This is a genomic window from Bradyrhizobium sp. Tv2a-2, assembly GCF_000472425.1.
GTDB lineage: Bacteria > Pseudomonadota > Alphaproteobacteria > Rhizobiales > Xanthobacteraceae > Bradyrhizobium.
Genome location: NZ_AXAI01000012.1, coordinates 1 through 26,031, shown reverse-complemented (window position 1 = coordinate 26,031; position 26,031 = coordinate 1). Strand labels below are relative to the sequence as shown.

Below are 26,031 nucleotides of genomic sequence, written 5' to 3'. Positions count from 1 at the left end.
GGTCATTTGACGGAGTGAAGCAGCAGGCTGCTCCAGCCCTCTATCCTGAGATGCCGCAGCGGAACCAGGCCGCGGGCCCGGTAAGAGGCGATAATGCCGGTTGCCTGGGACGTCAGCAGGCCGGAGAGGATTACCAGCGCGCCCGGCGCCAGATGGCGCGTCATCGGCCCGGCGAGCTGCTTCAGGGGATTGGCGAGGATATTGGCCAGCACCAGATCGAACGGCCCGCTTTGCACGAAGTCCGGCGCCGAGAAGCCAGTGGCGCGGATGACCTTGACGAGCGGGCCGACCCCGTTCAATCGCGCGTTCTCTCGCGCAACCTCGACTGAGGGCGCATCGATATCGCTCGCCAGCACCTGTTTCCTGCGGGCCTTCGCGGTCTCCTTGCCGGTTCCTTTGGCAGTTGCTTTGGCCGCGGCGATGGCGAGCACGCCTGTGCCGGTGCCGAGGTCGAGTACGCGTCTCACCTGCCGTGCTTTCAGCACGTGATCGAGCAGCAACAGGCAGCCGCGGGTGGTGCCGTGATGGCCGGTGCCGAAGGCGAGCGCCGCCTCGATCTCGATGCCCATCTTGTTTGGCGGGATGCGGGCGCGGTCGTGCTGGCCATGCACCACAAACCGTCCCGCCGGCACGGGAACGAGGTCGTCCAGGCTCGCCTTCACCCAGTCCTTGGCCTCGACCACTTCGAAAGCGATGCCGCGGGCGGCCTCTTCGCCGGCGGCATTGGTCACGAGCTCGCGCATCAGCCCTTGATCGGGCGCCTCAGCAAAATGCACGCTGACGTCCCAGCGCCCGTCCGGCCGCTCGGAGGCCGCAACCGGCGTTTCCCCCTCGAAGAAGACCTCGGCGAGGACGTCGACCACGCGGCGCGCCGCCTGCTCGTCTGAAATCGCGAAGCGGACGCGGTGGGTGGCGGGGGAAGGGCGTGAGGTCATTATCGAGAAATTAACCACAAAGGTTGCGACGGATTTGACGAAAACTTATCTGGCACCTTCGTAAAACTTACGCTGATACCATTCAAACAACCTTAGGATGTTGCCCGTAGAACTGCGGACTGCCGGCCGCAGCCGGCGCAACATTACGGAGGCGACATTGATTCGTAAGTTCTTGCATTTCCTGTCGGATAACTCCGGCGCGACGGCGATCGAATACGGCCTGATTGCCGCCGGCATTTCTTTGGCCATTATTGCCGCTGTGAACGGGCTCGGCACCAATCTCAGCGGCGTCTTCACCTCGGTTAACAGTTCGTTGAAATAACATTTGTCCCTTTCTCAGGGGGATCAGACCCTCCAAGGCAATCAGGAATGGACAATTGAACCCGTGCGATCCCTCGCACGGGTTATTTGGCTTTTGGTGGACACGGGAGATGCAAAGCGCCGGCGCCCATCGCCCGTGGTGCGAGAACCTGTGCTAGGCTACCAGCTGCGCCATCTCACTGGAGCGATCACATGACAATCCAGCGACGGCCCTTCTCGTCCTCCGATCTCGGGATGGGCGATGAGGACTGGTACTACCTCGCCCGCGACACCGAGACCGGCCGGGTTTTTGTCTATCACGAATGGTCACACCGCCGCGGGCAGAGCCATGAGGGCGGCAATGAGGACATCGAGCTCGATGCCTTCCTGCAGCATCAGGGCATGGCACAGGACCATTTGCGGACGCTGATCGGATCGCTGGCGTAGGCCGGCCATCCACAGTTGCGGGTCAGATTTCAACAACTCTGTCACGCCGTTTGCACAGCTGATCAGGCCATTCGTCCACAGCGCCGTCGGACGTTCTCCGGTAGTGTCTCAGTTTGAATTTTCATCGGTTGGGCGAAGGCCCGAGATGAGAAAAATGTGAATTTGTTGCGCGATGATCCGTTGCGCAAAGTCTGCTCGCTCAGGCGCGATGAGCCGACCGGCAATCAATTCTTCAGCCGCATGTCCTGCCACCAGATCGGACCATTCTAGATCTGGCTTTAGCCTCAGAGGTGGTTTGACCACATGCCCCTCCCTTGCGAAACTTACCGCTTTCAAACTGAGACACTACCCGTTCTCCACAGGGATATCCCGACTTCATGAGGCGATTTCCCCCAGCGTGAGACATCGCTTTTTCACGCCCGGGCGAACAGCTTCTCCACAAGCCATGAACAGCTTTATCAACGGCTTCCGAACAACGCCCTGTGATCCCGCAAGATCACCTGCGCGGCGTTGTGGCCGGGGGCGCCGGTGACGCCGCCGCCGGGGTGGGCGCCGGAGCCGCAGTGATAGAGGCCCTTCAGCGGGCCGCGGTAGTCGGCGTGGCCCAGCATCGGGCGGGCCGAGAACAGCTGATTCAAGGTCAGCGCGCCGTGGAAGATATCCCCGCCGAGCAGGCCGAATTCGCGCTCCAGGTCGAGCGGCGACAGGATCTGCCGCCCGACGACGCTTTGCGCAAAGCCCGGCGCGAAGGCGTCGACGGTCGCGATCATGAGGTCGGCGACCTCCTCGCGATGATCATCCCAGTTTTTTCCGTCAGGCAGTTCCGGCGCCACATGCTGGCAGAACAGGCTCGCGACATGGCTGCCCGCAGGGGCCAGCGAATCGTCGAGCGTGGAGGGGATCAGCATCTCCACGACAGGCGCGCGGCTCCAGCCGTGCTCGCGCGCATCCTGATACGCGCGGTCCATATAGGCGAGGCTCGGCGCGATGATGATGCCGGCGGTGAGGTGATCGCCTTCGCCCGCCAGCGCGGTGAAGGAAGGCAGGCGGGAAAGCGCTACGTTCATGCGGAAGGTGCCGGAGCCGTTGCGCCAGTGTTTCATGCGCGACAGAAAGTCCGCCGGTAGCGCGTCGGCCGCGATCAGGCGCGTGTAAAGCAGCTTTGGATTGACGTTGGCGGCGACATATTTGGCGCGGATGGTTTCGCCATTGTCGAGGGAGACGCCGACAGCGCGACGGTTCTCCACGATTACCTCGCGCACGCCGGCATTCACCTCGATCTCGGCGCCGCGTGCGCGGGCCGCGCGGGCCAATGCCTGCGTAATCGCGCCCATGCCGCCGATGGCGTGGCCCCAGACGCCTTTCTTGCCGTTCACTTCGCCGAACGCATGATGCAGCATCACATAGGCCGAGCCCGCCGCGTAGGGGCTCGCATAATTGCCGACAATGGCGTCGAAGCCGAACAGCGCCTTGACCAGGTCGTTCTCGAAACGCTCGTCCAGCATCTCGCCCGCCGAGCGCGTGAACAGATCGAGCAGGTCGCGCTTCTGGGCCAGCGACAATTTTTGCAACACGCCGGCGGTGCCGAGCGCATTGAAGGCTTCGCCGATCGCATTGAACCCGAAACCCTCGACCAGGTTCGGCGGTGCGCGCAGCACCAAATGCCTGATCACATCGGCGATGGAGTCGAGCTCCCGCGAGAAGCCCGCGATCGCTTCCGCATCATGCGCGCTGAGCTTTGCGACCGACGGCAAGGTGCGGCCCTCGCCGGTGAGGAGATAGCTGCCGTCGGGCGCGGGCAGGAAATTCTGCGCGCGGCGCTCGACGATTTTGAGCCCGTGCTCGGCGAGCGCAAGATCGGCGATGACTTTCGGATTGAGCAGGCTCACCGTGTAGGCCGCGACCGAGTTGCGGAACCCGGGATGGAATTCCTCGGTCACCGCGGCGCCGCCGACGACCTTGCGCCGCTCCGCGACCTTCACGCGCAGGCCCGCTGCCGCCAGATAGGCAGCGCAAGCGAGGCCGTTATGCCCCGCACCGATGATGACGACGTCCGTCTCGTTCATGCTCGCTCAGTTAGTTGCACCCATTTCTCGCACCGTCGTTCCGGGGCGCCTCGAAGAGGCGAACCTGGAATCTCGAGATTCCGGGTTCGTCGCTGACGCGACGCCCCGGAATGACGGATGCATTACATAACGAACTTATGCTGACCGGCACAGCGGTTTGATCGTCCCCCGATTGCCCGCGTCACTGCCATGTGCTCCATTGCGCCGGCCTGCCTGCCGGGTTTGTTGCCGGAGTTTTCATGTCCTCTGCCGAATTGCTTAAGGATCAGCCGTCCGCCTCGCGCAACCGGCTGGTGCTGTCGGTCTATACCGCGGCGACTTTCCTCAGCGCGTTGCTGCTGTTCTCGGTCCAGCCGCTGTTCACCAAGATGGTATTGCCCCGGCTGGGCGGTTCGCCGGCGGTGTGGTCGGTGGCGATGGTGTTTTTCCAGACGCTTCTGCTGGCCGGCTATGCCTATGCGCATTTCCTGATGCGGATCAAAAACCGCGTCATTCCCGTTGCGATCCATATCCTGCTCTTGGTGGTCGCGATGGCGACGCTGCCGCTGTCGATCGCGACCGGCTGGGGCGATCCGCCGACCTCGGGCTATGCCGTCTGGCTGCTCGGCCTGTTTGCGCTGTCGATCGGGCTGCCGTTCTTTGCGCTGGCCGCCAACAATCCGTTACTGCAGGCCTGGTTCGTCCGCACCGGCCACCCTGCCGGGCCCGATCCGTATTTCCTCTACGCCTCCTCCAATATCGGCAGTTTTCTCGCACTGCTGTCCTATCCGGTGCTGCTGGAGCCGATGTTCACGCTCCACACCCAGGACCTGATGTGGAGCGCGGGCTATGGTCTCTTGATCGTGCTGATCGCTTCCTGCGGCATGCTGCTGTTACGCTCGCCAGCATTGGCGGCGGCTGACTTGCAGACCGAGGAGACGGCCGCGCCGCCGCCGAGCTGGACCTTGCGCGCTCGCTGGATTTTTCTCGCCGCGGTGCCCTCGGGCCTCCTGATCGCAGTGACAGCGCATATCTCGACCGACGTCGCCGCCGCGCCGCTGCTCTGGGTGCTGCCGCTATCGCTCTATCTCCTGACCTGGGTCCTGGTGTTCCAGTCCCGCCCGCTCTTGCCGCACAGATGGGTGCTGATGGTGCAGCCGCTGGCGATTGCCGGCGTCGTCATCCTGCTCGCGGTCGGCGGCGAGCAAAACCTCTTGCTGACCCTTGGCGGACACCAACTCGGCTTCTTCCTCATCGCCATGGCTTGCCATGGCGAGCTCGCGCGCACGCGACCCGCAGCCAAATATCTCACCGGCTTCTATGTCGCGCTGTCCTTTGGCGGCATGCTCGGCGGCCTGTTCGCGGGACTGATCGCGCCGTTCACTTTCTCCTGGATCGCCGAATATCCGATCCTGCTGGCGCTCGCCGCGCTCTGCCGTCCCGCGGGCGGCGAGCGGCTGCCGCGCTGGAGCCGCTGGTACTGGCCATTCCTCGCCGTGCTTGCGGTCGCGCTGATCGCACCGGCGTTGCATGCCGGCGGCGAGATCCGGGTGTGGCTCGAGGATCATCGCGTCTGGGTCGCGGGCTCAGTCGCGTTGCTCGCTGCAGCGCTTGCGCTCGTGTTCAACGCCAATCGTTGGAAGGTCTTTGCGACCGTGGTGGTGGCGCTGGTCATGATCCGCGCCTATCCATCAGACGATGGGCGCGTCGAGACGGTGCGCAGCTTCTTCGGCGTGCACAAGATCGTGGTGACGCCGAACGGACAGTATCATGTGCTGATGCACGGCACCACCATCCATGGCGCGGAGAAATTCCTGAACGACGACGGCTCGCCGGTCACGGGCCGGCCCGAGCCGATCAGCTATTACCACAAGGATGGCGGCATCGGTCAGGCCATCACCGCGATCCGCGAGCGGAAGGCGGCGCCACTGCGGGTTGCAGTGATCGGCGTCGGCTCCGGGACGCTCGCCTGCGCCGCCGAGCCCGGCGAAAGCTGGAAATTCTTCGAGATCGACCAGACCATGGTCGACGCCGCGCGCGATCCCCGCTACTTCAACTACATCAACAGCTGCCAGCCGGACCTCAAGCCTGTCATCGGCGACGCGCGGCTGACCTTCGCCAGGGAGCCCGACGGCATCTACGACCTGATCATCGTCGATGCGTATTCGTCGGATGCGATCCCCATCCATCTCGCGACCGAGCAGGCGATGAAGATCTACAAGGACAAGCTCGCTCCGCAGGGCGCGGTCGTGATGCACGTCTCCAACCGGCATCTCGATCTCGAGAGCGTCGTGGTCAGCATCGCCGACGCCAATGATCTCAAGAGCTGGGTCTACAACGAGGACTCCGGCCGCGACGACGAATATATTTTTGCCACTGACGTCGTCGTCTCGGCCCGCGACGACGCCGATGTCGGCCAACTCGCGTCATCGGACAAATGGGCCGAGACTGAGCCGACCGAGGGCGAGCGCGTTTGGACGGACGATTATTCGAATATCCTGGGCGCGGTGTATCGCCGGCTCAGGGATGGCGAATAGCGTGAACCCGGCTTCTGCTGGCGATTGAAATCAAGGCGGTGCTGGCCGGGGACGGCCGCAGGCCTTCCGCCGCCGATAGCCACGGCCTCAGTCGTTCGACTTCGGCCCGCCATGATAGCGATGCGCGTTGGGTTCATCGGCCGACGAGGGGACAACCCAGTTGAAGCTCTGGCGGGCTTGTGCCGCCGTAGTCGAGTGTGTGGGGACATGTGCGGTGCCCGCAAAGGCCGCACCCGAGAGTGCAAAGAGAAAGACCGCAACGGTGAGGGAGATTTTGCTTGTCACGATTTGATTCCTAAGTTGACGCCACCAGCCAACCCAAGGTGAGCATCGCGGCGTAGGAATCCTAGGTGGATGTCGGCTTTGTTGCGTTACAGAAGCAACATGAATCCCACGGATTGGTCCCGAAGCGCCGGTGTCGTCAGGTGCTCGTCAATTCTTCGCCGAAGTTACCGGCGCTTAGGCGATGGTCTTTACAATCGCGTGACGGTTGCCAGAAACGAAGACGGCCGCCGCTTGCGCGACGGCCGCCTGTGTCCGCTCGTTGAGCCTTTGAGCGTCAGTTCTGGTACAACCCGCGCGGCTGATAATACTGCTGCCGCTGCTGGTAGTAATAGCCCTGCGGCGCCGGATAGCCCTGGTTGTTGTAATATTGCTGCGGCTGTGGCTGTGGCTGCGGCTGTGATTGCGAATAGGCCTGCGCGTTGTAGACGCGGCGGCTGTCGCGTGGCGCCGGATAGACCTGCGCATCCGAGCTGCCGTCGGCCGGATAGATGTAGCCATCGTCAACCCGCTGCACGGGGCGGCGGCCCTGGAAATATTGTGGCTGCGGCGTCAGCACCACCGGCGCGCCGGAATCCGAATATTGCTGCTGGTACTGCTGGTCAGGCGCGGGCTCGGTGCGGGCGACCGCAGTGTTGCGGCGCGGGTTGCGCATCAGCGCGACCTGCGNCGAGCCGGTCAGGGTCACAGTGGTGTTCAGCACACCCTGCTCCTGCACCAGCGCGTACAGGGTGGAGGCATTCGCCTTCGACAGCCGCACGCAGCCGTGCGACGCGGGCGTGCCGAGCCGGCCTTCGGAATCGGTGCCGTGAATGGCGTGCCCGATCTTGGTGAAGAAGATCGAGTGCGGCATCGGCGCGTCGTCGAATTCCTTGGAGTAATGATCCTCTTCCATGCGGAAGGCGCGGAAGGTGCCGTTCGGTGTTTCGCGCGAGGGAATGCCGGTGGAGACCGGCCAGTGATACCTGGTGACGCCATCGACAGCGACCGTCATCATCTGGTTGTCCTTGTCGATGGTGACATCGACATGGGCCTGCGCGGCCGTGCAAGTCAAAAGGGTCAATCCGGCGATAGCAGCGAAAAAGGTACGCATTTTACTTCTGGCCTCCTGGCCTCTTGACACGCCGCCGCGGCTCTCGTCCCCCGGCATGCAATATGCCCGGATTCCGCGCTTTGTTCCAGCCACCGTATCCGCAATCGTTAAAGGACGGCGAGGCTTAGGCAAGACGCCGGGAGGCGCCCCGCGCTGACATTTTCGCGATCCGACACCTCGGATTGACCACTTACCGGCCACAGCCGCGCAACCATTTGGCCGCAGCGGCGTTTCAGATTCCTCACCTAACGGCGCGGTTCGCGGCCGGTTTTCAAGGACTCGAGATGAACAAGACCAAGGTTAAGAGCGTGGCCCTGCTACGGGGATCGCTGCCGTTCATGTTTGCAAGCGCGGCCCTTGTGCTGGCGCTGCTCGCCATCCCGCTTCCCGGCCATGGCCAGGGCATCGTCCGCGGCGCCCAGGAGGGCTCCTATGAGGGCAACCGGGTTGCCGGGCCGGTAGGCGGGGTGGTCGGAGGAGCGGTTGGCGCTGGCGTCGGCGGCGCCGTAGGCGCGGTCGAGGGCGTGTTCGGCGCCCCCCATTATTGGCGCCATCATCACTGCCACGGCTTCTACGACCGCGCCGGCTATTATCACTGCTATCGGTAAGCCTCGTCATTCCCGGGCGCGCGGAAGCGCGAACTATGGTGTGCTCTTGCACACCTGAGAATCTGGAGTTCGTGGCGCGAGATTCTCGGATGTGCAAGAGCACATCGGAGCTGGTGCTTTCGCATCGTCTCGGAATGACGAGCCAAGTCAATTCCGCAGGCGATAGCCCGTCTTGAATATCCACCACACCAGGATCGTGCAGATGACGAGAAACGTCACTGTCATCGAAAGGCTCGTGGCGACGCTGACATCGGCGATCTCGTAGAAGCTCCAGCGGAAGCCTGAGATCAAATAGACCACCGGATTGAGCAGCGCGATCGAGCGCCAGGTCGGCGGCAGCATATTCACCGAATAGAAGCTGCCGCCGAGGAAGGTCAGCGGCGTCACCACCAGCATCGGGATCATCTGCAGCTTCTCGAAGCCGTCGGCCCAGATGCCGATGATGAAGCCGAACAGGCTGAAGGTCACGGCCGTGAGCACCAGGAAGGTCAGCATCCACACCGGGTGATGGATCCTGAGCGGCACGAACAGGCCGGCGGTGGCGAGGATGATCAGCCCCAGGATGATCGACTTGGTCGCGGCGGCGCCGACATAGCCGAGCACGATCTCGGCATAGGAGATCGGCGCGGACAGGATTTCGTAGATGGTGCCGACGAATTTCGGGAAGTAGATGCCGAACGAGGCGTTGGCGATGCTTTGGGTCAGCACGCTTAGCATCACCAGCCCGGGCACGATGAAGGTGCCGTAGCTCACGCCCTCGACCTGGCTGATGCGCGAGCCGATCGCCGCGCCGAACACCACGAAATAGAGCGAGGTGGAGACCACGGGCGAGATGATGCTCTGCATCAGCGTGCGCCAGGTGCGCGCCATCTCGAACATATAGATCGCGCGGATGGCGCGGTGATTGATGGCGAGTTGAGTCATGGTGTGTGTACCAGGCTGACGAAAATGTCTTCAAGCGAGGATTGCGTGGTATCGAGATCGAAGAAGCGGATGCCGGCATTGCGCAGGTCGCTCAGCAGACTGGTGATGCCGGTCCGCTCGCTCTTGGTGTCGTAGTCGTAGACCAGCGCGTGGCCGCCCTCACAGAGCACGAGATGATAGGGCGCGAGCGCATCCGGAACCGCATCGATCTGGTTCTGCAAGTGCAGGGTCAGCCGCTTCCTGCCGAGCTTCTGCATCAAGGTCGCCTTGTCCTCGACCAGGATGATCTCGCCATTGTTGATGACGCCGACGCGGTCGGCCATTTCCTCGGCTTCCTCGATGTAGTGGGTGGTCAGGATGATGGTGACGCCGGCGGCGCGCAGCTCGCGCACCACCTCCCACATGCCCTTGCGCAGTTCGACGTCGACGCCCGCGGTCGGCTCGTCCAGAAACAACACCTGCGGTTCGTGCGACAGCGCTTTCGCAATCATCACGCGCCGCTTCATGCCGCCGGAGAGCGTGCGGATCATGGAATCCTTCTTGTCCCACAGTGACAGGTCCTTGAGGATCTTCTCGATCAGCGCCGGGTTCTTCGGCTTGCCGAACAGGCCGCGGGAAAAGCTTGTGGTGGCCCACACCGTCTCGAAGGCGTCGGTGTGCAGTTCCTGCGGCACGAGCCCGATCAGCGAACGCGCTGCGCGGTAGTCGGAATTGATGTCGCGGCCGCCGACTCTGACACGCCCCCCGGACGGGTTGGCGATGCCGCAGATGATGCTGATCAGCGTGGTCTTACCGGCCCCGTTCGGCCCGAGCAGTGCAAAGATCTCGCCGCGATTGATGTCGAGATTGACGTTCTTCAGCGCCTTGAAGCCGGAGCCATACGTCTTCGACAGGTTGGCGACGGATATGATTGGTGACATGGAGATTGATCGTTGGGCCGAAAGCGGGGACGCGCCAAGGCATCCCGCCTCCCGGGCCGAGAAAAAGGGCAGGGGAACTGAAATAGGAAAGCGATAGCCGTTCTGCAATCCGCCAGCGGGGCAGTTTATTTCTTCTTCGCGCCCTTTTTGGCGGGAGCTGGCGGGGGCGTTGCCGGCGCCTGGCCGGGCTCGACTTCAGCGACCTTGCCGATTGTCACAATCTGGATCTGCAGATTGGCCGGTGAGGTCGGATGGGCCTGGTCGACGAACTGCTCCTCGCCGAGGCCGAGCGACTGCACGCGCTTGGACGAGATCTTGAAGGTGTTGACCAGCACGTCGCGGAGGGAATCGGCCCGGCGCTGGCTCAGGATCGCGTTGGCCTCGCGCTTGCCGGTGGCATCGCTGTGGCCGACGATCAGGAACGTGTAAGGCAACAGCTGCGCATTGACCAGCGCGTCAGCAATGCGGCCGACCGCCTGATAGGAATTGGGCCGGATCACCGGCGTGTCGGTGTCGAAATGGATATCGACCGTGAAGGTCGGCAGATTGAGGATTTCGGGCACGATCGTCGGCCGTTTGGACGGCTCCGGCTCATTGCGCGCGCGCGAGCGCGACTTGTCGAGTACGCGCTGCTTCAAGGCGGCGATGTCGAGCTCGGGCGCACTGTCGAACCGGCTGAGCTGGCCGATGATCGCGTCCCGCTCCGGCGCGGTCTGGCCGCGCGCAGGCAGCGCGGATGCGGCGAAGGCAACAAGGACGGCGAGGGGCAGGCCGACACGCATCAACGATACCCCGCATCGTCCATGGCCTGGATGCAGTTGCGGCTGACCCCTTTGGCCGTGGTCAGGCAGCCGATGGACTTGGAGGTTTCCCGGGTCGAGCCGTTGCACAGCTTGACGATTTCGCGGGCGCAGGCATTGGCCACACCGACGCGCGCCAGGATCCGTTTCTGGATCGCATCGAACGCGCGAAGGTAGTCGCTCCTGCATTGCGCGGAGATCACGTCCGTGTTGCGTGACAGGCATTCGCGCAGACGGTTGGCGTCGAAATTGACGCCCCGGCAATTGGCGTCGATGTCGGCGCCGCAGCTTTGCGCGACCAGCGCAGCCGCGTCGCCGAACGTCATCCTTTCCGCCCCGCCGATGCGCGTCGTTTGCGCCCATGCGGGATCAGCCGTCGCCCCCAGCGCCGCAAGCAGTGCCGCGGTTAGGATGATACCTCCCCTGACCATGCGGCTATCTCACACGACGCGGGTTGCAATGGTCAAGAGCTACGAAGGCTGGAAATGTGGACGGTTATGTCGCGGGGGACGGTTTGGGCCTTGCGGCCGGAACGGTGTGAGTTGGGGAAATCTACCGCTGCCCGAGCAGGCCTGCTTCCGCCCTATCTTTTTGGCGGCTGATTCGTCTCCAAAGAGGTCTCGCCTGCGTGTGATCAGTTTGGTCGCGGCGGATATTTCCACCGCATTTCGGCGCGCAACCCAGATCTGCCGACTCGGTTGCGCAAACATAGCTGCCCGCCACTCACCTGTAGCGCCAGCGCGGCGATGGTGAGCCCGAGGCCGCTCCCGACTGCCGTCTTGTTGCGGCCGCGGAAGAAGCGATTGGTAACTTGCGTGAGTTCGTCCTCCGGAATCCCCGGACCCGTGTCTTCCACGAATACGACCGTGCCGTCCTCGAGTTTCTCGGATGACCAACGGAGCGCACCACCTCGCGGCATATGGCGAACCGCATTCTCGTGCAAATTCCGGATAGCAAGGAGCAGAGCCTCCGGATCTGTGTCAACGATCGTGTCCTGCAACACCGGATCAATCGTGACATCCGCGTCCCTGTCGGCGGGCGGCAGAGCATCGAGCATCTCTTGCACAACATCGCCTACGAGGACTGGCTTTGTCGGCTGTCTGCGTTCTGAGTCGAGTCTCGCAATTGTCAGCAGCTGTCTGACGAGTCGCGTCGTGCGGTCTACCGACAATGCTATTTGACGAAGCGCGGTATCTCGAATGCTCCTGTCCGCAGTCGTCATCGCGATCTGGGCTTGGGTTCGCAACCCCGCGAGTGGCGTGCGGATTTCGTGGGCCGCGAAGGCTGTTATATCGCGCTCGTGACGCAAGGCGTCCTGCACTCTTCCAAGCAGATTGTTCAGAGATCTCACCATGGGTTGGATCTCGGCCGGTATGTTCTCCGTCGGCACGGGCGTCATATCGTCGGCACCGCGGCACATGAGATCCTCGGCGAGCGTGTACAATGGCTGGAGACCACGAGTTAGACTTGCCCAGATCAGCAGCGCAAGGAGGGGAATCGTCAGTAGCATGGGGGCGGCCAGACCCTTTATGATGTCCGCTACGAGCGCTTCCCGCAAACCCAGCCGATCGCCCACTAACACCCGAATGTTCTTGGCCGGGTCCTCTGCGGTGAAAACCCGCCATGTTTCGCCTTTTATCGCACGTTCAGAAAATCCTGATCGAGTCACGCTGAGAATTTCATTGGGCGCACCGGTCGACCGCGCGACGAGGCGTCCATCAAGGGACCATATCTGACAAGATAGTTGGTGCTGATAGATCTGAAAATTGGATGCGTGGGCAGCGCTGGCGTCGCTTTCGAATGCACTGACGCTGCTTCTGGCCGCAAGCGACAGGACCATCAGCGCGGCTTCTTGAAGGCGCGAGTCGAGGACGTCCTCGACGTCCCGTGTCGTCCTGACGTAGATCCAGCAGGTGGCGCCAAGCCAAATAAGCCCCGTGGCGGCGACCAGGATTAAAAAAAGCTTGTGTTTGAGCGATTTCATGATGGGGTTTGCCTCATCCGATATCCAATGCCACGCATGGTCTCGATCTTCGAGTGTCCTATCTTCGAGCGTAGCTTGTGCACGTGAACCTCGACCGTATTGCTCTCCACCTCCTCCTGCCAACCATAGAGACGCCCTTCCAGGTCGGCTTTGGAGAGCACAACACCAGGTCGCTCCATGAGAGCCGACAGGATCGCAAATTCCCGGCGCGATAGTTGGATCGTGTCCCTGCCGTCAACTGTGGCGGTTAGCCGCGCGAGATCGAGCGTCACGCCATTATGTGACACGGATGATGATGCGCGCCCTTCCTGTCGGCGGCTGATCGCGCGAACCCGGGCGGCTAGTTCATCAAGATCGAAGGGCTTGCCTAGATAGTCGTCGGCGCCCGCGTCCAGCCCCTTGATTCGATCCGACACTTCGTCGAGGGCTGTGAGCAGCAGGATCGGTATCCGGTCGCCCTTGGCGCGCAAGGAAGCCAGCAGATCGATTCCGGATCCATCCGGAAGCATGATGTCCAGTACTACCGCATCGAATACGTCGGCGGCGAGCGCGGCTCGTCCGTCCGCGCAGTTGCCAACTATGTCCAGCGTGGCTCCATAGAGTCCGAGACCGACCTTGAGACCATCGGCAAGAACCGCATCGTCCTCGACGACTAAAATGCGCATGAAGGCCGCCCCTCTCTGTGAAGTTCCGGCTCGGTCACCTTAAGGCTGGCTTAAGGTAGCAAAGCCATATGCGCCCTGCCGTCACGGAAGGGACTCCATGTCATACGTCCGCATTCTCCGATCTGTTACGCTCCTTCTGGCTTTCATCGTCGCAATTGTGTCCGGCGGAGCCACCGGAATCACGCCCCCAGACCAGGCCTTTCAGTTCAGCGCCGAATGGACCGACAAGAGCGGAGTGAGGGTCAGTTGGTCGATCGCGCCCGGCCACTACCTGTATCGGGACCGGATCGCGGCCTCCGTCGATGGCCGGCCAGTCCGGATCGAGACCGATCCTGGTGAACCCAAGGACGACCCGAATTTCGGTCCCACTGAGGTCTATCACCTTTCTACCGCAGCAACCGTCGCACCGGAGCTATTGCCCGCCAAGGGCAGCCTGATCGTCACATATCAAGGCTGTGCAGAGAACACCATCTGCTATCCGCCCATCTCAAAAGCCGTCGATCTTTCCACGCTGATCGTCAGCGACGCCTCGGATGCCGTCGCGCCAACCACTTCTCCTGAGCGGTCGATCGGTGAGAATCGCCCCGCCGTCGCACCAACCTCTGCCGCCACAACAAATATAGTTGATGCGGAGGCCGCTACCCTGTTTGGCAACGGTCTCATCCCGACACTGTTTACCTTTCTCGGTCTCGGCATTTTGCTCTCGTTGACGCCGTGTGTATTCCCGATGATTCCCATCATGTCGGGCATGTTGGCGCGCAGCGGCGAGATCTCTCTGCGGCGCAGCTTCGTACTCTCGGCAAGCTATGTTCTGGCGATGGCCGCGGCATACGGTACGTTAGGCGTCTTCGCGGCATGGTCGGGCGAGAATCTTCAGGCTGTCTTGCAGACACCCCTGGCGATTGTCGGGATGAGCGTCGTATTCATTGTGCTGTCGCTATCCATGTTTGGCTTCTTCGACCTCCAACTGCCGCAATCGTGGCTCTCGAAGTTTGCGGAGAAGGCCGGAAACCGAGGATCGGTCGGCGGTGCGGCAGCGCTTGGGTTCGGTTCGGCCTTGGTCGTGGGACCATGCGTGACGCCGCCGTTGGCTGCGGCGTTGGTTTATGTCGGTCAGGCCGGACAAATGCTTCGCGGCTCTCTGGCGCTCTTTGCGCTGGGCCTTGGAATGGGTCTCCCGCTGGTAGCGTTCGGCGTGTTGGGCGCCAAGGTACTTCCGCGTTCAGGAGCTTGGCTCGCACGCACCAAACATATCTTTGGTTTCGTCTTCATCGCGCTTGCGATCTGGATGTTGTCTCGCGTCCTGCCGGTTCAGTGGGTGGCGTTGGCATGGAGTGTCCAATTTTTTGCAATCGGGGGTTACTTCGTCTCGGCGATCATCCTCATCGAAGGACCGCGCCGCTTGTCTCATTTCGCTGCAGCTGCGATTGGCACCCTGAGCATAGTCTATGGCGGAGCGCTCGCCGCCGGAGCTGCGATCGGCAAGTACGAGCCTCTCCAGGCGCTGGCGGCGATTGGACTGGCAACACCTCCCTCCAACGCCGCCGGCCAGACCGCTGGGTTTCGCGTGGTAAGGAACGAAGTCGAGCTCCAGAGCGTGATTGACATCGCCCGTGAGCAGCACCGGGTGGTGATGGTCGATTTCTCGGCAGAATGGTGCACCGTATGCAAGTTGATGGAGCACGACCTCTTCTCGCAGGACGCGGTGCGGCAGGAGTTTCGCTCGCTACTGCTTGTTCGAGCCGACCTTACGCATTTCGATCAGGACGGCAAGAATCTGATGAAACGTTTTGCCGTCGTCGGACCACCGACGATTGTCTTTCTTAATCCTGACAATGGCAGAGAAATTCAGGAGGCGCGCATCGTGGGAGACGTTAGCCTTGTGAGCTTTCTCAGCCGACTGGAGCGGGCCATTCGCGCTTGATAACACCCGTAAAGTCGATAACGGCCTGAAAGGAAGATGACGTTGACCAACGCAATATCGCGCGCCGAATTTCTCCGACTAGCGGCTATATCAGGAACCATTCTTGTCGTGCCCGCTGCCGCCCGCGCGGACGACAAAGCGATCACGCCTGACATGATCCTGAATGACCCGGAGACTCCGACCGGCGGCAATTCGAACGGGGATCTCACCATCGTCGATTTTTTCGACTACAATTGTCCTTATTGCAAAGCGGCAGCAAAAAGTCTCGAAAAAGTCGTGAAGGACGATGGCAATATTCGCCTCGTCTATAAGGATTGGCCGATCCTGCACCCGACGTCTATCGTTGGCGCGCGTCTCGCATTGGCGGCCAAGTATCAGGGAAGATACTTAGCGGTGCATCATGCTCTGATGGACATCCCGGGTTACGGCGTTGCCCAAGAGAAGATGATCGAAGCGGCGCGCAATGCCGGCCTCGATGAGGCACGGCTGGAATCGGATATGGCTGCGCATGCCGACGACATATCACGACTGATACAGCGGAATGTGAGCATCGCAGCGGCGATCGGGCTTCGAGGCACGCCGGGCTTTTTGGTTGGCGCCTACTTGGTAAACCAAGCCTTGAGCGAACAGGGTTTTGTCCGCGTGGTGGCCGACGCGCGTGCGCGCCAAAACGGCCAAGTGACATCAAGAGGCAAACCGACCTTGTGACGAAGTGATGCAACCACTAGTTATCAGGACTCAAGCTCATGATGGGGCATCGGATGCCTAGAAACGCCCGGATGATTTGCTCGATACATTCTGCCATGGAGTGGCTGTCGGTCTCGGCAACTCCAAAGGCCAGTGATGGCCTTGGCGCGAGCTTTGGCGTGATCTCGATGGTAACCGATCCGACCGTATTCAAAACGGCCCTCGAGTCGTCATTTCCGCACTGCAAGGTGAAGGTTGCGATAGACGTGAAAGAACAGGTTCTTCACGCCAGGATCACCTTTCCCTAGGGGTCGCCGACTGGTTGCTGCGCCAATGGTCGTTTGCAGATTAATTGCCGCAGGCCGTCGCCGGCTCCATCAGCTACCAAGTTCAGTTACATTTGTAATTCTGTTGGAGTTGGGGAAGCGACGGCTACGGCCGAAACACCCGGAGCTGGCGACGGTGCTATCGGGCACGACAGCGGTTCGCGCAAAACCAGGCTTGCGACCACACTCCGTGATCCGACGCGTGAGAAGTCGGCGACCCGTCAGTTCATCTTCTTTGGGTGACCACGTGCACGGCCGCACCGGATGCAGCAGGGACGGCGCCGCCTGTTGCCAACGGTCGCGAGAAGTGAAACGTCGAGCCATCTGTCGATCGGCTCTGTTCAAACGGCGAGCTTCTTGTGGATCCTGCTTAAGTTCCCATGAGAGTTCGGGTGAGATGGAAATCGTCAATCTTATACAGCATCAGATGACCGCGTTCGTAAGGCGCGCGTCGCGCACGTGACATACGAACTATGCAGGGAAATGCGACTGTGAGCTGGCTTCATATCGCAATCGTGCTTGCCGCGTTCGTGGCAGCGCTCGCTGTTATGGCCAAAGATCAATTGACGACGGAAGATGACGATCGATTGGGCAACCTCCTGCAACCAAGGTTCCAGGTGGCCTCAGTGATACAGGCAGCTGAGTTTGCGGCTGAGAAATGTCCCGGCTTTCACATAATCGATGACAACATCGAAGCAGAATATCACGACGCGGGCGCGTCCAACGATGTCATGTATACCCCGCAATATGGACTCATGTCGGCACGCGGCAGGGCCAACGCCGCGGAGGGCCACGCCAAGAACCCAACCCGCTGGTGCGAAGCTATATGGCAATTCCTCGGCCCCACCCATCCGCCGATGATCAATCACACGCTTCTCACGAGATCACCGGATGGCAAATAAGCAGATGGCCGATTGCGAAACGGGTGCCGGCAGAGGTTGTATCTGTGGCTGCCGAGTACGTGGACAAGCGAGATTGCGGTACCTGCCCTTCCCGCGAGGTAACGCACAGCGTGATCATTGAGATCGGGCCGGTCCAACCGGAGGACTTGGAGCGAGGACTTGGAGCCATGAGGATCACCATTCTGTTCGCGCTGCTGTTTTGGATTACGGTGGCTCCCCTATACCGGGCACATGCAGAGAACCAACCCGCCGTGCCTTACGTCACTGTCGGCATGGCGATCGCGGTTGTCATTCTGGCACTGGCAGCGGCCTCGGAGATGCTGAAGAATGAGGGAGCGCGCCGCTACGAGCCCTACCGAGCTGGATTCCACCTATTCGGCGCCCGATGGGGACCCCTCGCGGCTCTCAACGGCGCCGGCGGAGCGGACGGATCAACGGCAAGGCGCCCATAAAATCTCCTCAAAAGTATCAAAGTCGTATTCGGAGCCCATGAGGCGGACCGCGCCGGGTCTGAATAGCGTCGCTATAATTTGGTCGAACCGAGCATTTCGGTTTCATGATTGATCGCGGCCACCCTCCAAACTACAGTTCCGTGGTTAATCATGGCGTGGACCTCAGACGAAGAGGTCTCGGTCATTATACGAGAGGCAGCGTCTTCCGCCTCGTCTTGTGAGCGCCAAAACAATATATCGACGATCGTACCGTCATCAATTTCCGCGATGTGACGGGATAAAAAGCCTGGCTGCCGCCGCAGCCAAGCATCGATGTCTGCGTTGGCGTGGACGAAGTCCTTGGAAGACCCGATCTTTAACTTGAATGTGGTGATCTCTATCGCCCCGGCCATGGCGTCTTCTGTTGTCATCAATTTTGCGATGTGGGGCGAACGACCAATTCGTTGACGTCAACGCCGTCCGGCTGGCTGATGGCGAATCCGATAGCTTCGGCGATCGCGCTGGGAGCTATTGAAGACTGCGCCACCATCTGCTTGGCAAATGCACGCGCGTCCTGAGAAGCTATGCCATCGAATAGTTCCGTGCGGGTGAGGCCTGGACTGACAACCGTAACACGCACGTCCTTGCTCTCTTGGCGAAGCCCCTCCGACAGCGCTCGAACCGCAAATTTAGTTGCGCTATACACTGCCGCGGTCGGATCGGCGCGATAAGCCGAGACGGATGCGACGTTGATGATATGTCCCGACCTCTGCGCGAGCATGATCGGCAGTGCCGCAGCAAGTGTATAAAGGGTCCCGCGAAGATTAACGTCAATCATCTGATTCCACTCGTCAACGCGAAGCTCGGCCAGAAAGGACAGTGGCATAACGCCGGCGTTATTGACGAGTACGTCCACGCGCCCATAGCGGGTGTGTCCGACTGCAACGAAGTCCCTGATGCTCTGCATCGTGGTTACGTCGAGCTTCTGGGCCATGGCGTCCCCACCACCGCTTGCGATCTCTCCAGCGATCTTCTCAATGCGTTCAAGCCGCCGGGCGCCCAGGACAACTTGGTTTCCGAGTTTGGCTAGATGGCGGGCGGTTGCCTCGCCAATGCCGCTGCTGGCACCGGTGATGAGGATAACTTTAGGTATTGGCATTCATTATTCCGCTTGTCTGTCACCAAGGATCAGGCCCCATGATCGGGCAAAACTGTCGCGGCGTGTTATCCAGATCCTCCGAAAGTCTTGCACGATCCTGCAAGCAGCCGCTGGGAGCGGGTGGATGCGCCTGCAGGACCGGATAATATCCCGCGAGGTTTCCACGCAAGACGAATGAGAAAGCCAGTGCAAGGCCTGAAATACTACGATGAGATGGCGAAAATCATTGCACGCTTTACCCCTGATGATCAGGTCCATGCGACCGCGATCCGCGGGCTGTATTTCAACCGGAGGTCTTCGCCGACACAGCCCGTTCACACCGCTCAATGGCCATGTTTTGCAATGGTTGTTCAAGGTGCGAAGGATCTCAAACTAGGTCAAGAGAGCTACCGGTACGGGGTGGGCGATTATCTGGTGGTCTCGCTCGATTTGCCGGTCATTTCCCGAGTAACTCAGGCGTCAGTTGAGCAGCCGCATTTTGGTCTGGGCATGGAGATCAATCCTGAGCGGCTGCGAGAGGTCATGGAACGAACCGGTCCAGCCGTAGCTTCAGAGCTCGGTCCGGCAACACGAGCCGTCGCGGTAAATCGTGCTGGCGAACACCTAGTCGACGCTTCGCTGAGGTTGCTGCGTCTCTTGGATCACCCGGCTGACATCTCCGCTTTGGCACCATTGATCGAGCAAGAGATCCTGTATCGTCTGATCAAAGGGCCCGCCGGGCCGCGACTGGTTCAAGTTGCGATGATCGAAAATTCGAGCAACAGGATTGCCCGAGCGGTAACTTGGCTCAAGCAGAATTACACTCGTCCGCTTCGCATCGGCGAGCTCGCCGAACGCATAGGTATGAGCACCTCGTCATTTCACCATCACTTCAAAACGATGACAGCGATGACGCCGATACAGTATCAAAAGCAACTTCGTCTGCACGAGGCGCGACGGTTGATGTTGATGGAACGCCTTGACGTCGGGTCGGCCGGCTACAGGGTCGGATACCAAAGTCCGTCCCAATTCAGTCGTGAATATAGCCGGCTTTATGGCATTTCACCGCTTCGGGATGTCTGGCCGAACCGCTCTGCAGGATCATGATCGCAGAAGTGGAGAAGTCCATCAATGACCAGCGATAGCCAGCACTTTTGCGCGCAGTGCTGGACGATAGGCGACAGTGAGGGCCGGCGGCTTGACCATCCAGGGCACAGGCCTGACGTCGTCGCGCGGCGCCCGCCTAACATGTAACCAGCCTAACAAGTAATGCGTGTGACGTCGGGACCGTTCGTCGCGCCTTATCGGCGTGGGGAAAGGCGGGGTTGGCGGGTTAGCGGCCATCTTGAAGGCTGATCGCCGTCGGTTGAAGCGAAGATGCCGTCGCCAATGCGATGTAAGGGAGCAGACGTCTCGATCGCTGAGCCGCAGGCTCGGACAGGACGATGCAACAAGAAAGCCGTTCTCCGGCTACCTGACGCGGCCGCTGAGACGAACGAGCATGCGTTTGAGCATCTTGGACATTAAATCGATTCGTCCTCAAAGCTATGTAACGTCAAGCGGAGCTGCTCTCGGAGCAATCCGCGCAAGGAGCGTTGCCATGTTCGCTAACCATCCGGGTTGGCGTTGGGCTTAGACATCCCGTCAAAATCAGCTTGGAGGATGATTGTTGTGGCCGAGGACTGGCTTAGCCGCTTTTTCGAGATGATGACGGTAAGCGGTAGACTTGATCTGCGGTGCTCCTATGGAGCGTCCTGGCGCATCGATCAGAGGCCCGGCAAGATCGGGGAGATTCCGTATCATGCCGTTATCGCGGGATCGGCGGTGCTCGATGGTCAAGCTGGGAGCCCGCCGCTGGGGTTGAAAGCTGGCGACATCTTGGTGCTTCCCGGAAACCCGCATCACGTTCTTCACGATGGAGGTGGCAAAGAACCAACTCAGGCAGTAAATCGGTCAAGCTACGGCATCACGATCAGTGAAAACGTTGGTACCGGCGAGCGACTTGATATGCTTTGTGGCCGCTTCGTCATCAGACAGCCTTATGACCGATTGTTAGCCAGATATCTGCCACCCCGCCTTGTCGTGCGTGCCGGCGCTCAAGGTGCCGGGTCAGGCAGGTCGAACACGGCGGCACAATTGGGCAACTTGGTTACGTGGATGCGCAGCGAGGCGACAGGTAGTCAAATTGGCGGGGTCGCCATACTTAACGCGCTATCTGCGGCCTTGTTTACACTCACGATGCGCCTTGCGAGCGAGGCGAATGATGCCCCGGCGGGGTTGCTCTCTATCGCCCAACACTCAAGTCTGGCTCCGGCCCTAACCGCGTTGTTCGGCGAGCCGGCGCGGTCATGGTCGTTGCCAGAGCTCTCCCGTCTTTGCAATATGTCGCGCGCAACTTTCGTGCGTCGATTCCAGGAGAAGCTTGGTCGATCCGCTCGGGATCTCCTCACGGAGGTGCGGATGACCCTTGCGGCAAACGAATTGAGGAAGCCGTCGATGTCCACCGGGGCGGTTGCTGATTCGGTGGGTTATCAGTCTGAGGCAGCATTTCAGCGCGCATTCAAAAGTTACATGGGTGTTACCCCGGCCGAGTGGCGGAGACTGCAGATGCGGACCAAACGGAATGGCGAAGGCGTAGCAGCCGCTCTCGATGGATGGCAAGCCCCAGCTGACCAGGGATGAGAAGCGCTGGATCCAGACGGTTCCGCTGAGACTAATGAGCACTTAGGCGATAAAGTGCGTTAGAGCACATGAGCGAGAGCTTGCTGCAGAAAAACAGACGCAATTGCAGTGCGCTAGCGAATTTTCAAATTGCTGTTTTGCGTTCAGAACGCCCGAAAAGACGCGACCGCGTTCCGTACTCGCAAGTGTCTCTCCTCTTGTCGCGCCTTTCCAATCTCCGGACCAGGTTAGATTAAGCGACACCAAAGCATAGAACTGAAATTATCTGACATTCAATCATTTCAGTCGTGTTCGTACTCTCCCTCCGCGTTCATCATTCGGCACGGACTGGGCATGGGTGGCCTGACAACGTTTCAACTATTTTTGTCTTCTGAAACGACCGGGGGATCGCAGGGTTATTGGGGATGCTGTGCATCAATAGATAGAGGCTCTAAGCATGAGGCTTAAACGCCCAACATCGAAATTTCTCATACTGACCGCTGTTGCCCTGGTAGCTGGAAGCGGGGCTGTGGCGCTTGGTTATTCTGAATGCTTTTCCGATGCGCGGCTAGGAGCCGATTGGCATTGCGAGAGGACCGCATTCATCGTTACCACCTGCACACCGGTTAAGGACGTCTACGGCCAACAACGTCCCGCCGTTTCGGAAACGATCGCGACGGAATCCCGATAATATAGCGACATCTGCACGTACTTATCCACTTGCGCGGGATTGGGAGCGCATGCGTTATGGAAATTTGCTGATGGGCTGCGGCTGCAGAGCGGGGCTATGATTTCGATCTCGACAGGAGATGCCGGTTGGAGGCGTTGCGGCCGCTCTCCGGAGCCGCGTGGTTTCGCCACATCAGATAGGAAGAACGGCCGAGTAAGGCGCTGGGATGACATCTAGCGGACAGCAACGAAGCAGAGGCCGAAGCAACTGCGCTTGAACGTAGACCGGAGAACTAATGACGATCTCATTCGAGTGCTTAAATCTGACATTTGTCAGTGCAGCTCCGGCGAGTGTCCGCATGTCTCATCATTTCGTTCGTGGCTGGCTGCAATTGTAAATTCTGATTCTGCTGTAACCGGATCGGCGTGCAGCGAAGAGGTCACGACTTTTGTGCGGACGGATAATCACGTTTGGCGCTCAGCAATGTGACCGCAAGAGCACACCTCAATGCAATTCCAGGGAGCTGTTACGCAGTAGTAGGCTTCTGATACTCGGCGGCATGTCTCTGAGGAGCTCGTGTTGCTATCGCCGTCGGTGTCACCTGATCAGCGTGTCGGCTCTGCTGTCGGCGCCAACAAAAAGATGGGACCCGATGTTCACTAAAAACGTTACTCTCCTGGGCACAGTCGCCGGGCTGTTTGTAACTCAATCGGCCTACGCTGCGGACTTGCCGGTCAAGGCCAAGGCGATCGAGTATGTGAAAGCGTGCGGCAACTATGGCTCGGGCTTCTGGTACGTCCCGGGTACGGATACTTGCGTTAGAATTGGTGGCTATCTGCGCGCTGATACGACCGTCAACTCCGCCAGCGCGCACGGGCAACCGGCATGGAGCGGTGACTCCGGACAGGGCAACCGCTTTGCCGACCACTTCGTCTCCCGCTCGCGTTTTGCGTTACAGGTTGACACCCGCACTGCCACCGAGTACGGGCTCGTCCGCACGTTTCTTCAGGGTGATTTTCAGTTCAACAATTTCGGCTCGTCCAACCCCTCGACGATCGGTGCCACACCGTCGGCGCTTGGTGGCTTGAGTGGTTCGAACCTCAATGGTGTCGGCGGGGGCTATGTCGAGGTCGAATACGTCTTCCTTCAGTTCGGCGGCTTCACTTTCGGCAAATCGGCTTCTGCCTATGCGACGCCGTGGCAAGGCTTCCCCGGCAACCTGACATCCTATCTGTTCGGCGGCCAGACCTCTGATACGGGCGTCAGCAATATCCAGTACACCTCGGAGTTCGGTAATGGCGTGTCGGCGAGCATCGGTCTCGATGATCCCACCGTGTACGACCGTACCCCGCTCTTGAATCTGGGTGTACCCGGCGCGATCGGTGCTAGCGGCACAGGGTCAAACGCCTATGGAGGCTGGCAGGTGCCAGACATCGTTGGCAGGGTCAGGATCGATCAGGCTTGGGGCCTGTTCCAGATCTCGGCGGCTGCGCATGACGTCAATGCTTCCTACAACACACTAGGTGCAGGGGGCGTGCCCACATCGCTCTCGGTGTCGTCTGGCCATCCCGAATCGAAGTTTGGCTACGCCGCCATGATTGGGCTGATGATCAAGAACCTCCCGACCGGCACGGCCGACGACATCAAGCTCGATGCCAGTTTTGCGAAAGGCGCGACCAAATACGTGATCGCGACCTCGTCGACCTCGCCGAGCTTTGCGCTGTTCGGCAGCTCGGGTTCCGCCTATCAGAGCGTTGGCTTCGGTGCAACGACCGACGGGGTCTACCTCCCTACGGCTGCGGGCGGTGATGGTCCCATCCACCTGACAACATCCTGGGGCGTTCGTGGCGCTTTCACTCACAACTGGGATCCTTACTGGTCGACCAGTCTATTCGGCTCTTATGCCGGGGTGAGCTATGACAGCGTGGCCAAGGGGATGTACTGCGCTGCTTTTGGGGCCAGCCATCCGGGTCGGGTCGCGGTCGCAGGCGCGGCCGGTAGTTATTCCTGTAACCCCGACTTCAACGTCTCGGAACTCGGCACTGTTACTCGCTGGACGCCGGTAAAGAATTTGACCTTCTCGGCCGAAGTGATGTGGTTCCACCTCGATCAGAAGATGGTCGGCAGCTCGGTATTCACACCCTCGGCTCCGCAGCCGACCGCGCTCTATCAGTTCAAAGACCAGAACACGGTCGAAGCGGAACTCCGTGTCCAGCGGAATTTCTGAGGCGTGACGCGCCTGATCGCATCACGGCTCGATCCGATCAGGCGCGTCCGGTGCCCCCGAAACGACAGGCGGCCAATTCCACGAATAGGGCTGTGATCAGAAACATCCCCTTGTCCGTCGATCACTTCCGACCCGTCACCATGACGAGCATGGCAGACGGCACATTCCAGGCAGGTTTTCAAGAACTGTGCCGTGGGTCGGCTAGGCTCCAGACTCAATTGGCCCGCCAGCTTAAGAAAGCGGCCACGCAATGCGCCTGTTGCGCGACTGCCGAGACGGAATCCAAGAGAACGATGACAAACTTCTACGACCGGCCGCCACGTTGAAACATTGCTCGCGGGAGCTGCACTCTAGATCGCGATCGCGATGTACCTCGGCACTCCGGTATCAAAGTGCACTAAGACCGCCATCGACGACGAGATCGGTGCCAGTGACGTAGCTGCTATCATCGGAGGCCAGGAACAGCACTGCGCCTGCAATCTCCTCTGGTTGACCAAGCCGGTTCAGCGGTGTGGCGGCCTTGAAGCTTGCCCGTATTGCGTCCGCGTCCTCCTTCGTTCCCGCTTGAAAATCGATCATGGGAGTATCGAGCGCGCCGGGGCTGATAGCATTAACGCGTATGCCGCGATCTTTCAGTTCGACCGTCCAGGTTCGGACGAACGAGCTGACACTGGCCTTCGCTGCGCCGTAGGCAGCGTAGTTCGGGATTCCCTTAAAGGCGACAATGGAGGAAAAGAGGATGATAGAGCCGCCATCGCAAACGAGAGGGAGCGCCTTTTGAACCGCGAAGAGAAGGCCGCGTACATTGATGCCAAAGGACTTGTCGAAATTGTCTTCCGTCGTGGTGACGAGCGCTTGCGGATCGATGAATCCCGCGTTCGCTACCAGGACATTGATCTTGCCTCGCTCCTCGCGAATAGTCGCGTAAAGTCGATCGAGATCGCGAGCGTTGTGAACATCAGCCTGAACCGTAGTGGCGCGCTGTCCAATCAGAGCGGCTGCCAGCTCAAGTTCGTTCTGTCGACGACCGGTCATATAGACAAATGCTCCCTCCTTGGTGAAGCGCTGTGCCACAGCCAATTCGATTCCGCTGTTGCCGCCCATGATGATCGCTACCTTGCCTTGCAATACGGACATTGCCGTTCTCCGTCTGGGTTCTATTTGAGAGCATCACGGTCGATTGGAAATCTTGCGGCGTAGGAGAGGCCGGGCTGCCGACCGGCTCCATTCCGAAGCGGAGTGAGTTGGTCCGGCGCGCGCCGCGACGATGGGTCGCAAAAATCGGAGTGGTCCGGATTCGCATTCGCGGACGCGCAATCGCCGGCGAGCAGGAAGCTCGCCGGCGACGCATCACCATCAGCAGAGTGTCACCCTATTGCTGCGTCAGGCGAATCACGTCCTGCCTCAGGAGGTAGAACGAAACAGCGAGAAGAACGACATCCTTCATCAGGAAGGGTACGTTGCCGGTCATTGCGGGGAAACCTCCCGCGGCGACGTCCCAGCCCTCCGGCATGAACGGAATGAT

Annotated in this window: 27 protein-coding genes; 12 read left to right on the top strand and 15 right to left on the bottom strand. The window is 60.3% G+C overall.

The window, feature by feature from the left end; translation table 11 throughout:
* Window positions 1-2: 2 nt before the first annotated feature.
* Window positions 3-935 (bottom strand): 50S ribosomal protein L11 methyltransferase, encoded by a 933-nt coding sequence (locus A3AI_RS0124370; protein WP_024518096.1) that lies wholly within the window; start codon window positions 933-935, stop codon window positions 3-5.
* A gap of 157 nt (window positions 936-1,092) precedes the next feature.
* Here A3AI_RS0124370 and A3AI_RS0124365 point away from each other — a divergent pair, with 157 nt between their 5' ends.
* Complete coding sequence (locus A3AI_RS0124365) at window positions 1,093-1,257, top strand: Flp family type IVb pilin (RefSeq protein WP_502685763.1); 165 nt, start codon at window positions 1,093-1,095, stop codon at window positions 1,255-1,257.
* A gap of 191 nt (window positions 1,258-1,448) precedes the next feature.
* The gene (locus A3AI_RS0124360; protein WP_036049440.1) at window positions 1,449-1,682 is read left to right on the top strand and encodes a hypothetical protein; all 234 of its coding nucleotides are present in this window, start codon (window positions 1,449-1,451) and stop codon (window positions 1,680-1,682) included.
* Window positions 1,683-1,790: 108 nt separating this feature from the next.
* On the opposite strand, the gene A3AI_RS47895 is transcribed toward A3AI_RS0124360, so the two are convergent.
* Window positions 1,791-1,985: a hypothetical protein gene (locus A3AI_RS47895; RefSeq protein WP_156927925.1), complete on the bottom strand. Its 195-nt coding sequence runs from the start codon at window positions 1,983-1,985 to the stop codon at window positions 1,791-1,793.
* Between the two features lie 155 nt (window positions 1,986-2,140).
* Window positions 2,141-3,748, bottom strand: a complete 1,608-nt coding sequence (locus A3AI_RS0124350) for a phytoene desaturase family protein (protein WP_024518093.1) — start codon at window positions 3,746-3,748, stop codon at window positions 2,141-2,143.
* Between the two features lie 239 nt (window positions 3,749-3,987).
* Here A3AI_RS0124350 and A3AI_RS0124345 point away from each other — a divergent pair, with 239 nt between their 5' ends.
* Complete coding sequence (locus tag A3AI_RS0124345) at window positions 3,988-6,264, top strand: spermidine synthase (RefSeq protein WP_036049437.1); 2,277 nt, start codon at window positions 3,988-3,990, stop codon at window positions 6,262-6,264.
* An 87-nt stretch (window positions 6,265-6,351) separates the two neighbouring features.
* Here A3AI_RS0124345 and A3AI_RS47890 read toward each other — a convergent pair whose 3' ends face one another.
* Both A3AI_RS47890 and A3AI_RS0124340 read right to left on the bottom strand, forming a co-directional pair.
* Window positions 6,352-6,549: a hypothetical protein gene (locus tag A3AI_RS47890; protein ID WP_156927924.1), complete on the bottom strand. Its 198-nt coding sequence runs from the start codon at window positions 6,547-6,549 to the stop codon at window positions 6,352-6,354.
* A gap of 274 nt (window positions 6,550-6,823) precedes the next feature.
* Window positions 6,824-7,639 carry a L,D-transpeptidase gene (locus A3AI_RS0124340; RefSeq protein WP_024518091.1) on the bottom strand — a complete coding sequence of 272 codons (816 nt, stop codon included), beginning with the start codon at window positions 7,637-7,639 and terminating at the stop codon, window positions 6,824-6,826.
* Window positions 7,640-7,923: 284 nt separating this feature from the next.
* Between A3AI_RS0124340 and A3AI_RS0124335 the strand changes: the two genes are divergently transcribed.
* A complete protein-coding gene (locus A3AI_RS0124335) occupies window positions 7,924-8,247 on the top strand; it encodes a hypothetical protein (protein WP_024518090.1) in 324 nt (107 codons plus the stop codon).
* A gap of 147 nt (window positions 8,248-8,394) precedes the next feature.
* On the opposite strand, the gene A3AI_RS0124330 is transcribed toward A3AI_RS0124335, so the two are convergent.
* The 6 genes from A3AI_RS0124330 to A3AI_RS0124305 form a co-directional block, all read right to left on the bottom strand.
* On the bottom strand, window positions 8,395-9,156 hold the full coding sequence (locus A3AI_RS0124330; RefSeq protein WP_024518089.1) for an ABC transporter permease: 762 nt from the start codon (window positions 9,154-9,156) through the stop codon (window positions 8,395-8,397).
* An 11-nt stretch (window positions 9,157-9,167) separates the two neighbouring features.
* Window positions 9,168-10,091 carry an ABC transporter ATP-binding protein gene (locus A3AI_RS0124325; RefSeq protein WP_024518088.1) on the bottom strand — a complete coding sequence of 308 codons (924 nt, stop codon included), beginning with the start codon at window positions 10,089-10,091 and terminating at the stop codon, window positions 9,168-9,170.
* A gap of 125 nt (window positions 10,092-10,216) precedes the next feature.
* On the bottom strand, window positions 10,217-10,873 hold the full coding sequence (locus A3AI_RS0124320; RefSeq protein WP_024518087.1) for an OmpA family protein: 657 nt from the start codon (window positions 10,871-10,873) through the stop codon (window positions 10,217-10,219).
* Window positions 10,873-11,322, bottom strand: coding sequence for a hypothetical protein (locus tag A3AI_RS0124315; RefSeq protein WP_024518086.1), 450 nt, complete (start codon window positions 11,320-11,322; stop codon window positions 10,873-10,875). The genes A3AI_RS0124320 and A3AI_RS0124315 overlap by 1 nt, the downstream gene beginning before the upstream one ends.
* Before the next feature lie 203 nt (window positions 11,323-11,525).
* Window positions 11,526-12,875 (bottom strand): ATP-binding protein, encoded by a 1,350-nt coding sequence (locus tag A3AI_RS0124310; RefSeq protein WP_024518085.1) that lies wholly within the window; start codon window positions 12,873-12,875, stop codon window positions 11,526-11,528.
* Window positions 12,872-13,540 carry a response regulator gene (locus tag A3AI_RS0124305; RefSeq protein WP_024518084.1) on the bottom strand — a complete coding sequence of 223 codons (669 nt, stop codon included), beginning with the start codon at window positions 13,538-13,540 and terminating at the stop codon, window positions 12,872-12,874. Before A3AI_RS0124305 ends, A3AI_RS0124310 begins: the two co-directional genes overlap by 4 nt.
* 97 nt (window positions 13,541-13,637) lie before the next feature.
* On the opposite strand from A3AI_RS0124305, the gene dsbD reads away from it, so the two are divergent.
* From dsbD to A3AI_RS0124280, 5 genes are all read left to right on the top strand, one after another.
* On the top strand, window positions 13,638-15,464 hold the full coding sequence (gene dsbD / locus A3AI_RS0124300; RefSeq protein ID WP_051382483.1) for a protein-disulfide reductase DsbD: 1,827 nt from the start codon (window positions 13,638-13,640) through the stop codon (window positions 15,462-15,464).
* Between the two features lie 36 nt (window positions 15,465-15,500).
* The gene (locus A3AI_RS0124295; RefSeq protein WP_051382482.1) at window positions 15,501-16,172 is read left to right on the top strand and encodes a DsbA family protein; all 672 of its coding nucleotides are present in this window, start codon (window positions 15,501-15,503) and stop codon (window positions 16,170-16,172) included.
* A gap of 95 nt (window positions 16,173-16,267) precedes the next feature.
* On the top strand, window positions 16,268-16,459 hold the full coding sequence (locus A3AI_RS43375; RefSeq protein WP_024518081.1) for a hypothetical protein: 192 nt from the start codon (window positions 16,268-16,270) through the stop codon (window positions 16,457-16,459).
* A gap of 509 nt (window positions 16,460-16,968) precedes the next feature.
* On the top strand, window positions 16,969-17,379 hold the full coding sequence (locus A3AI_RS0124285; protein ID WP_036049432.1) for a hypothetical protein: 411 nt from the start codon (window positions 16,969-16,971) through the stop codon (window positions 17,377-17,379).
* Between the two features lie 167 nt (window positions 17,380-17,546).
* Entirely contained in the window at window positions 17,547-17,831 is a 285-nt protein-coding gene (locus tag A3AI_RS0124280) for a hypothetical protein (RefSeq protein WP_156927923.1), read from the top strand.
* A gap of 71 nt (window positions 17,832-17,902) precedes the next feature.
* Here A3AI_RS0124280 and A3AI_RS0124275 read toward each other — a convergent pair whose 3' ends face one another.
* Window positions 17,903-18,241 carry a hypothetical protein gene (locus A3AI_RS0124275; protein WP_245286945.1) on the bottom strand — a complete coding sequence of 113 codons (339 nt, stop codon included), beginning with the start codon at window positions 18,239-18,241 and terminating at the stop codon, window positions 17,903-17,905.
* Window positions 18,241-18,969, bottom strand: a complete 729-nt coding sequence (locus tag A3AI_RS0124270; RefSeq protein ID WP_024518077.1) for an SDR family oxidoreductase — start codon at window positions 18,967-18,969, stop codon at window positions 18,241-18,243. Before A3AI_RS0124270 ends, A3AI_RS0124275 begins: the two co-directional genes overlap by 1 nt.
* Before the next feature lie 213 nt (window positions 18,970-19,182).
* Here A3AI_RS0124270 and A3AI_RS0124265 point away from each other — a divergent pair, with 213 nt between their 5' ends.
* The 3 genes from A3AI_RS0124265 (at window position 19,183) to A3AI_RS0124255 (ending at window position 24,506) form a co-directional block, all read left to right on the top strand.
* Entirely contained in the window at window positions 19,183-20,055 is an 873-nt protein-coding gene (locus tag A3AI_RS0124265) for an AraC family transcriptional regulator (protein ID WP_036049497.1), read from the top strand.
* A 564-nt stretch (window positions 20,056-20,619) separates the two neighbouring features.
* Window positions 20,620-21,630 (top strand): cupin domain-containing protein, encoded by a 1,011-nt coding sequence (locus A3AI_RS0124260; RefSeq protein ID WP_502685762.1) that lies wholly within the window; start codon window positions 20,620-20,622, stop codon window positions 21,628-21,630.
* A gap of 1,259 nt (window positions 21,631-22,889) precedes the next feature.
* Window positions 22,890-24,506 (top strand): porin, encoded by a 1,617-nt coding sequence (locus A3AI_RS0124255; protein WP_349509694.1) that lies wholly within the window; start codon window positions 22,890-22,892, stop codon window positions 24,504-24,506.
* A gap of 387 nt (window positions 24,507-24,893) precedes the next feature.
* Here A3AI_RS0124255 and A3AI_RS0124250 read toward each other — a convergent pair whose 3' ends face one another.
* Together A3AI_RS0124250 and A3AI_RS46390 are read right to left on the bottom strand one after the other, a co-directional pair.
* Window positions 24,894-25,643, bottom strand: coding sequence for an SDR family NAD(P)-dependent oxidoreductase (locus A3AI_RS0124250; RefSeq protein WP_024518073.1), 750 nt, complete (start codon window positions 25,641-25,643; stop codon window positions 24,894-24,896).
* Window positions 25,644-25,878: 235 nt separating this feature from the next.
* Window positions 25,879-26,019, bottom strand: a complete 141-nt coding sequence (locus tag A3AI_RS46390; RefSeq protein ID WP_349509696.1) for a DUF417 family protein — start codon at window positions 26,017-26,019, stop codon at window positions 25,879-25,881.
* Between the last annotated feature and the right edge of the window lie 12 nt (window positions 26,020-26,031).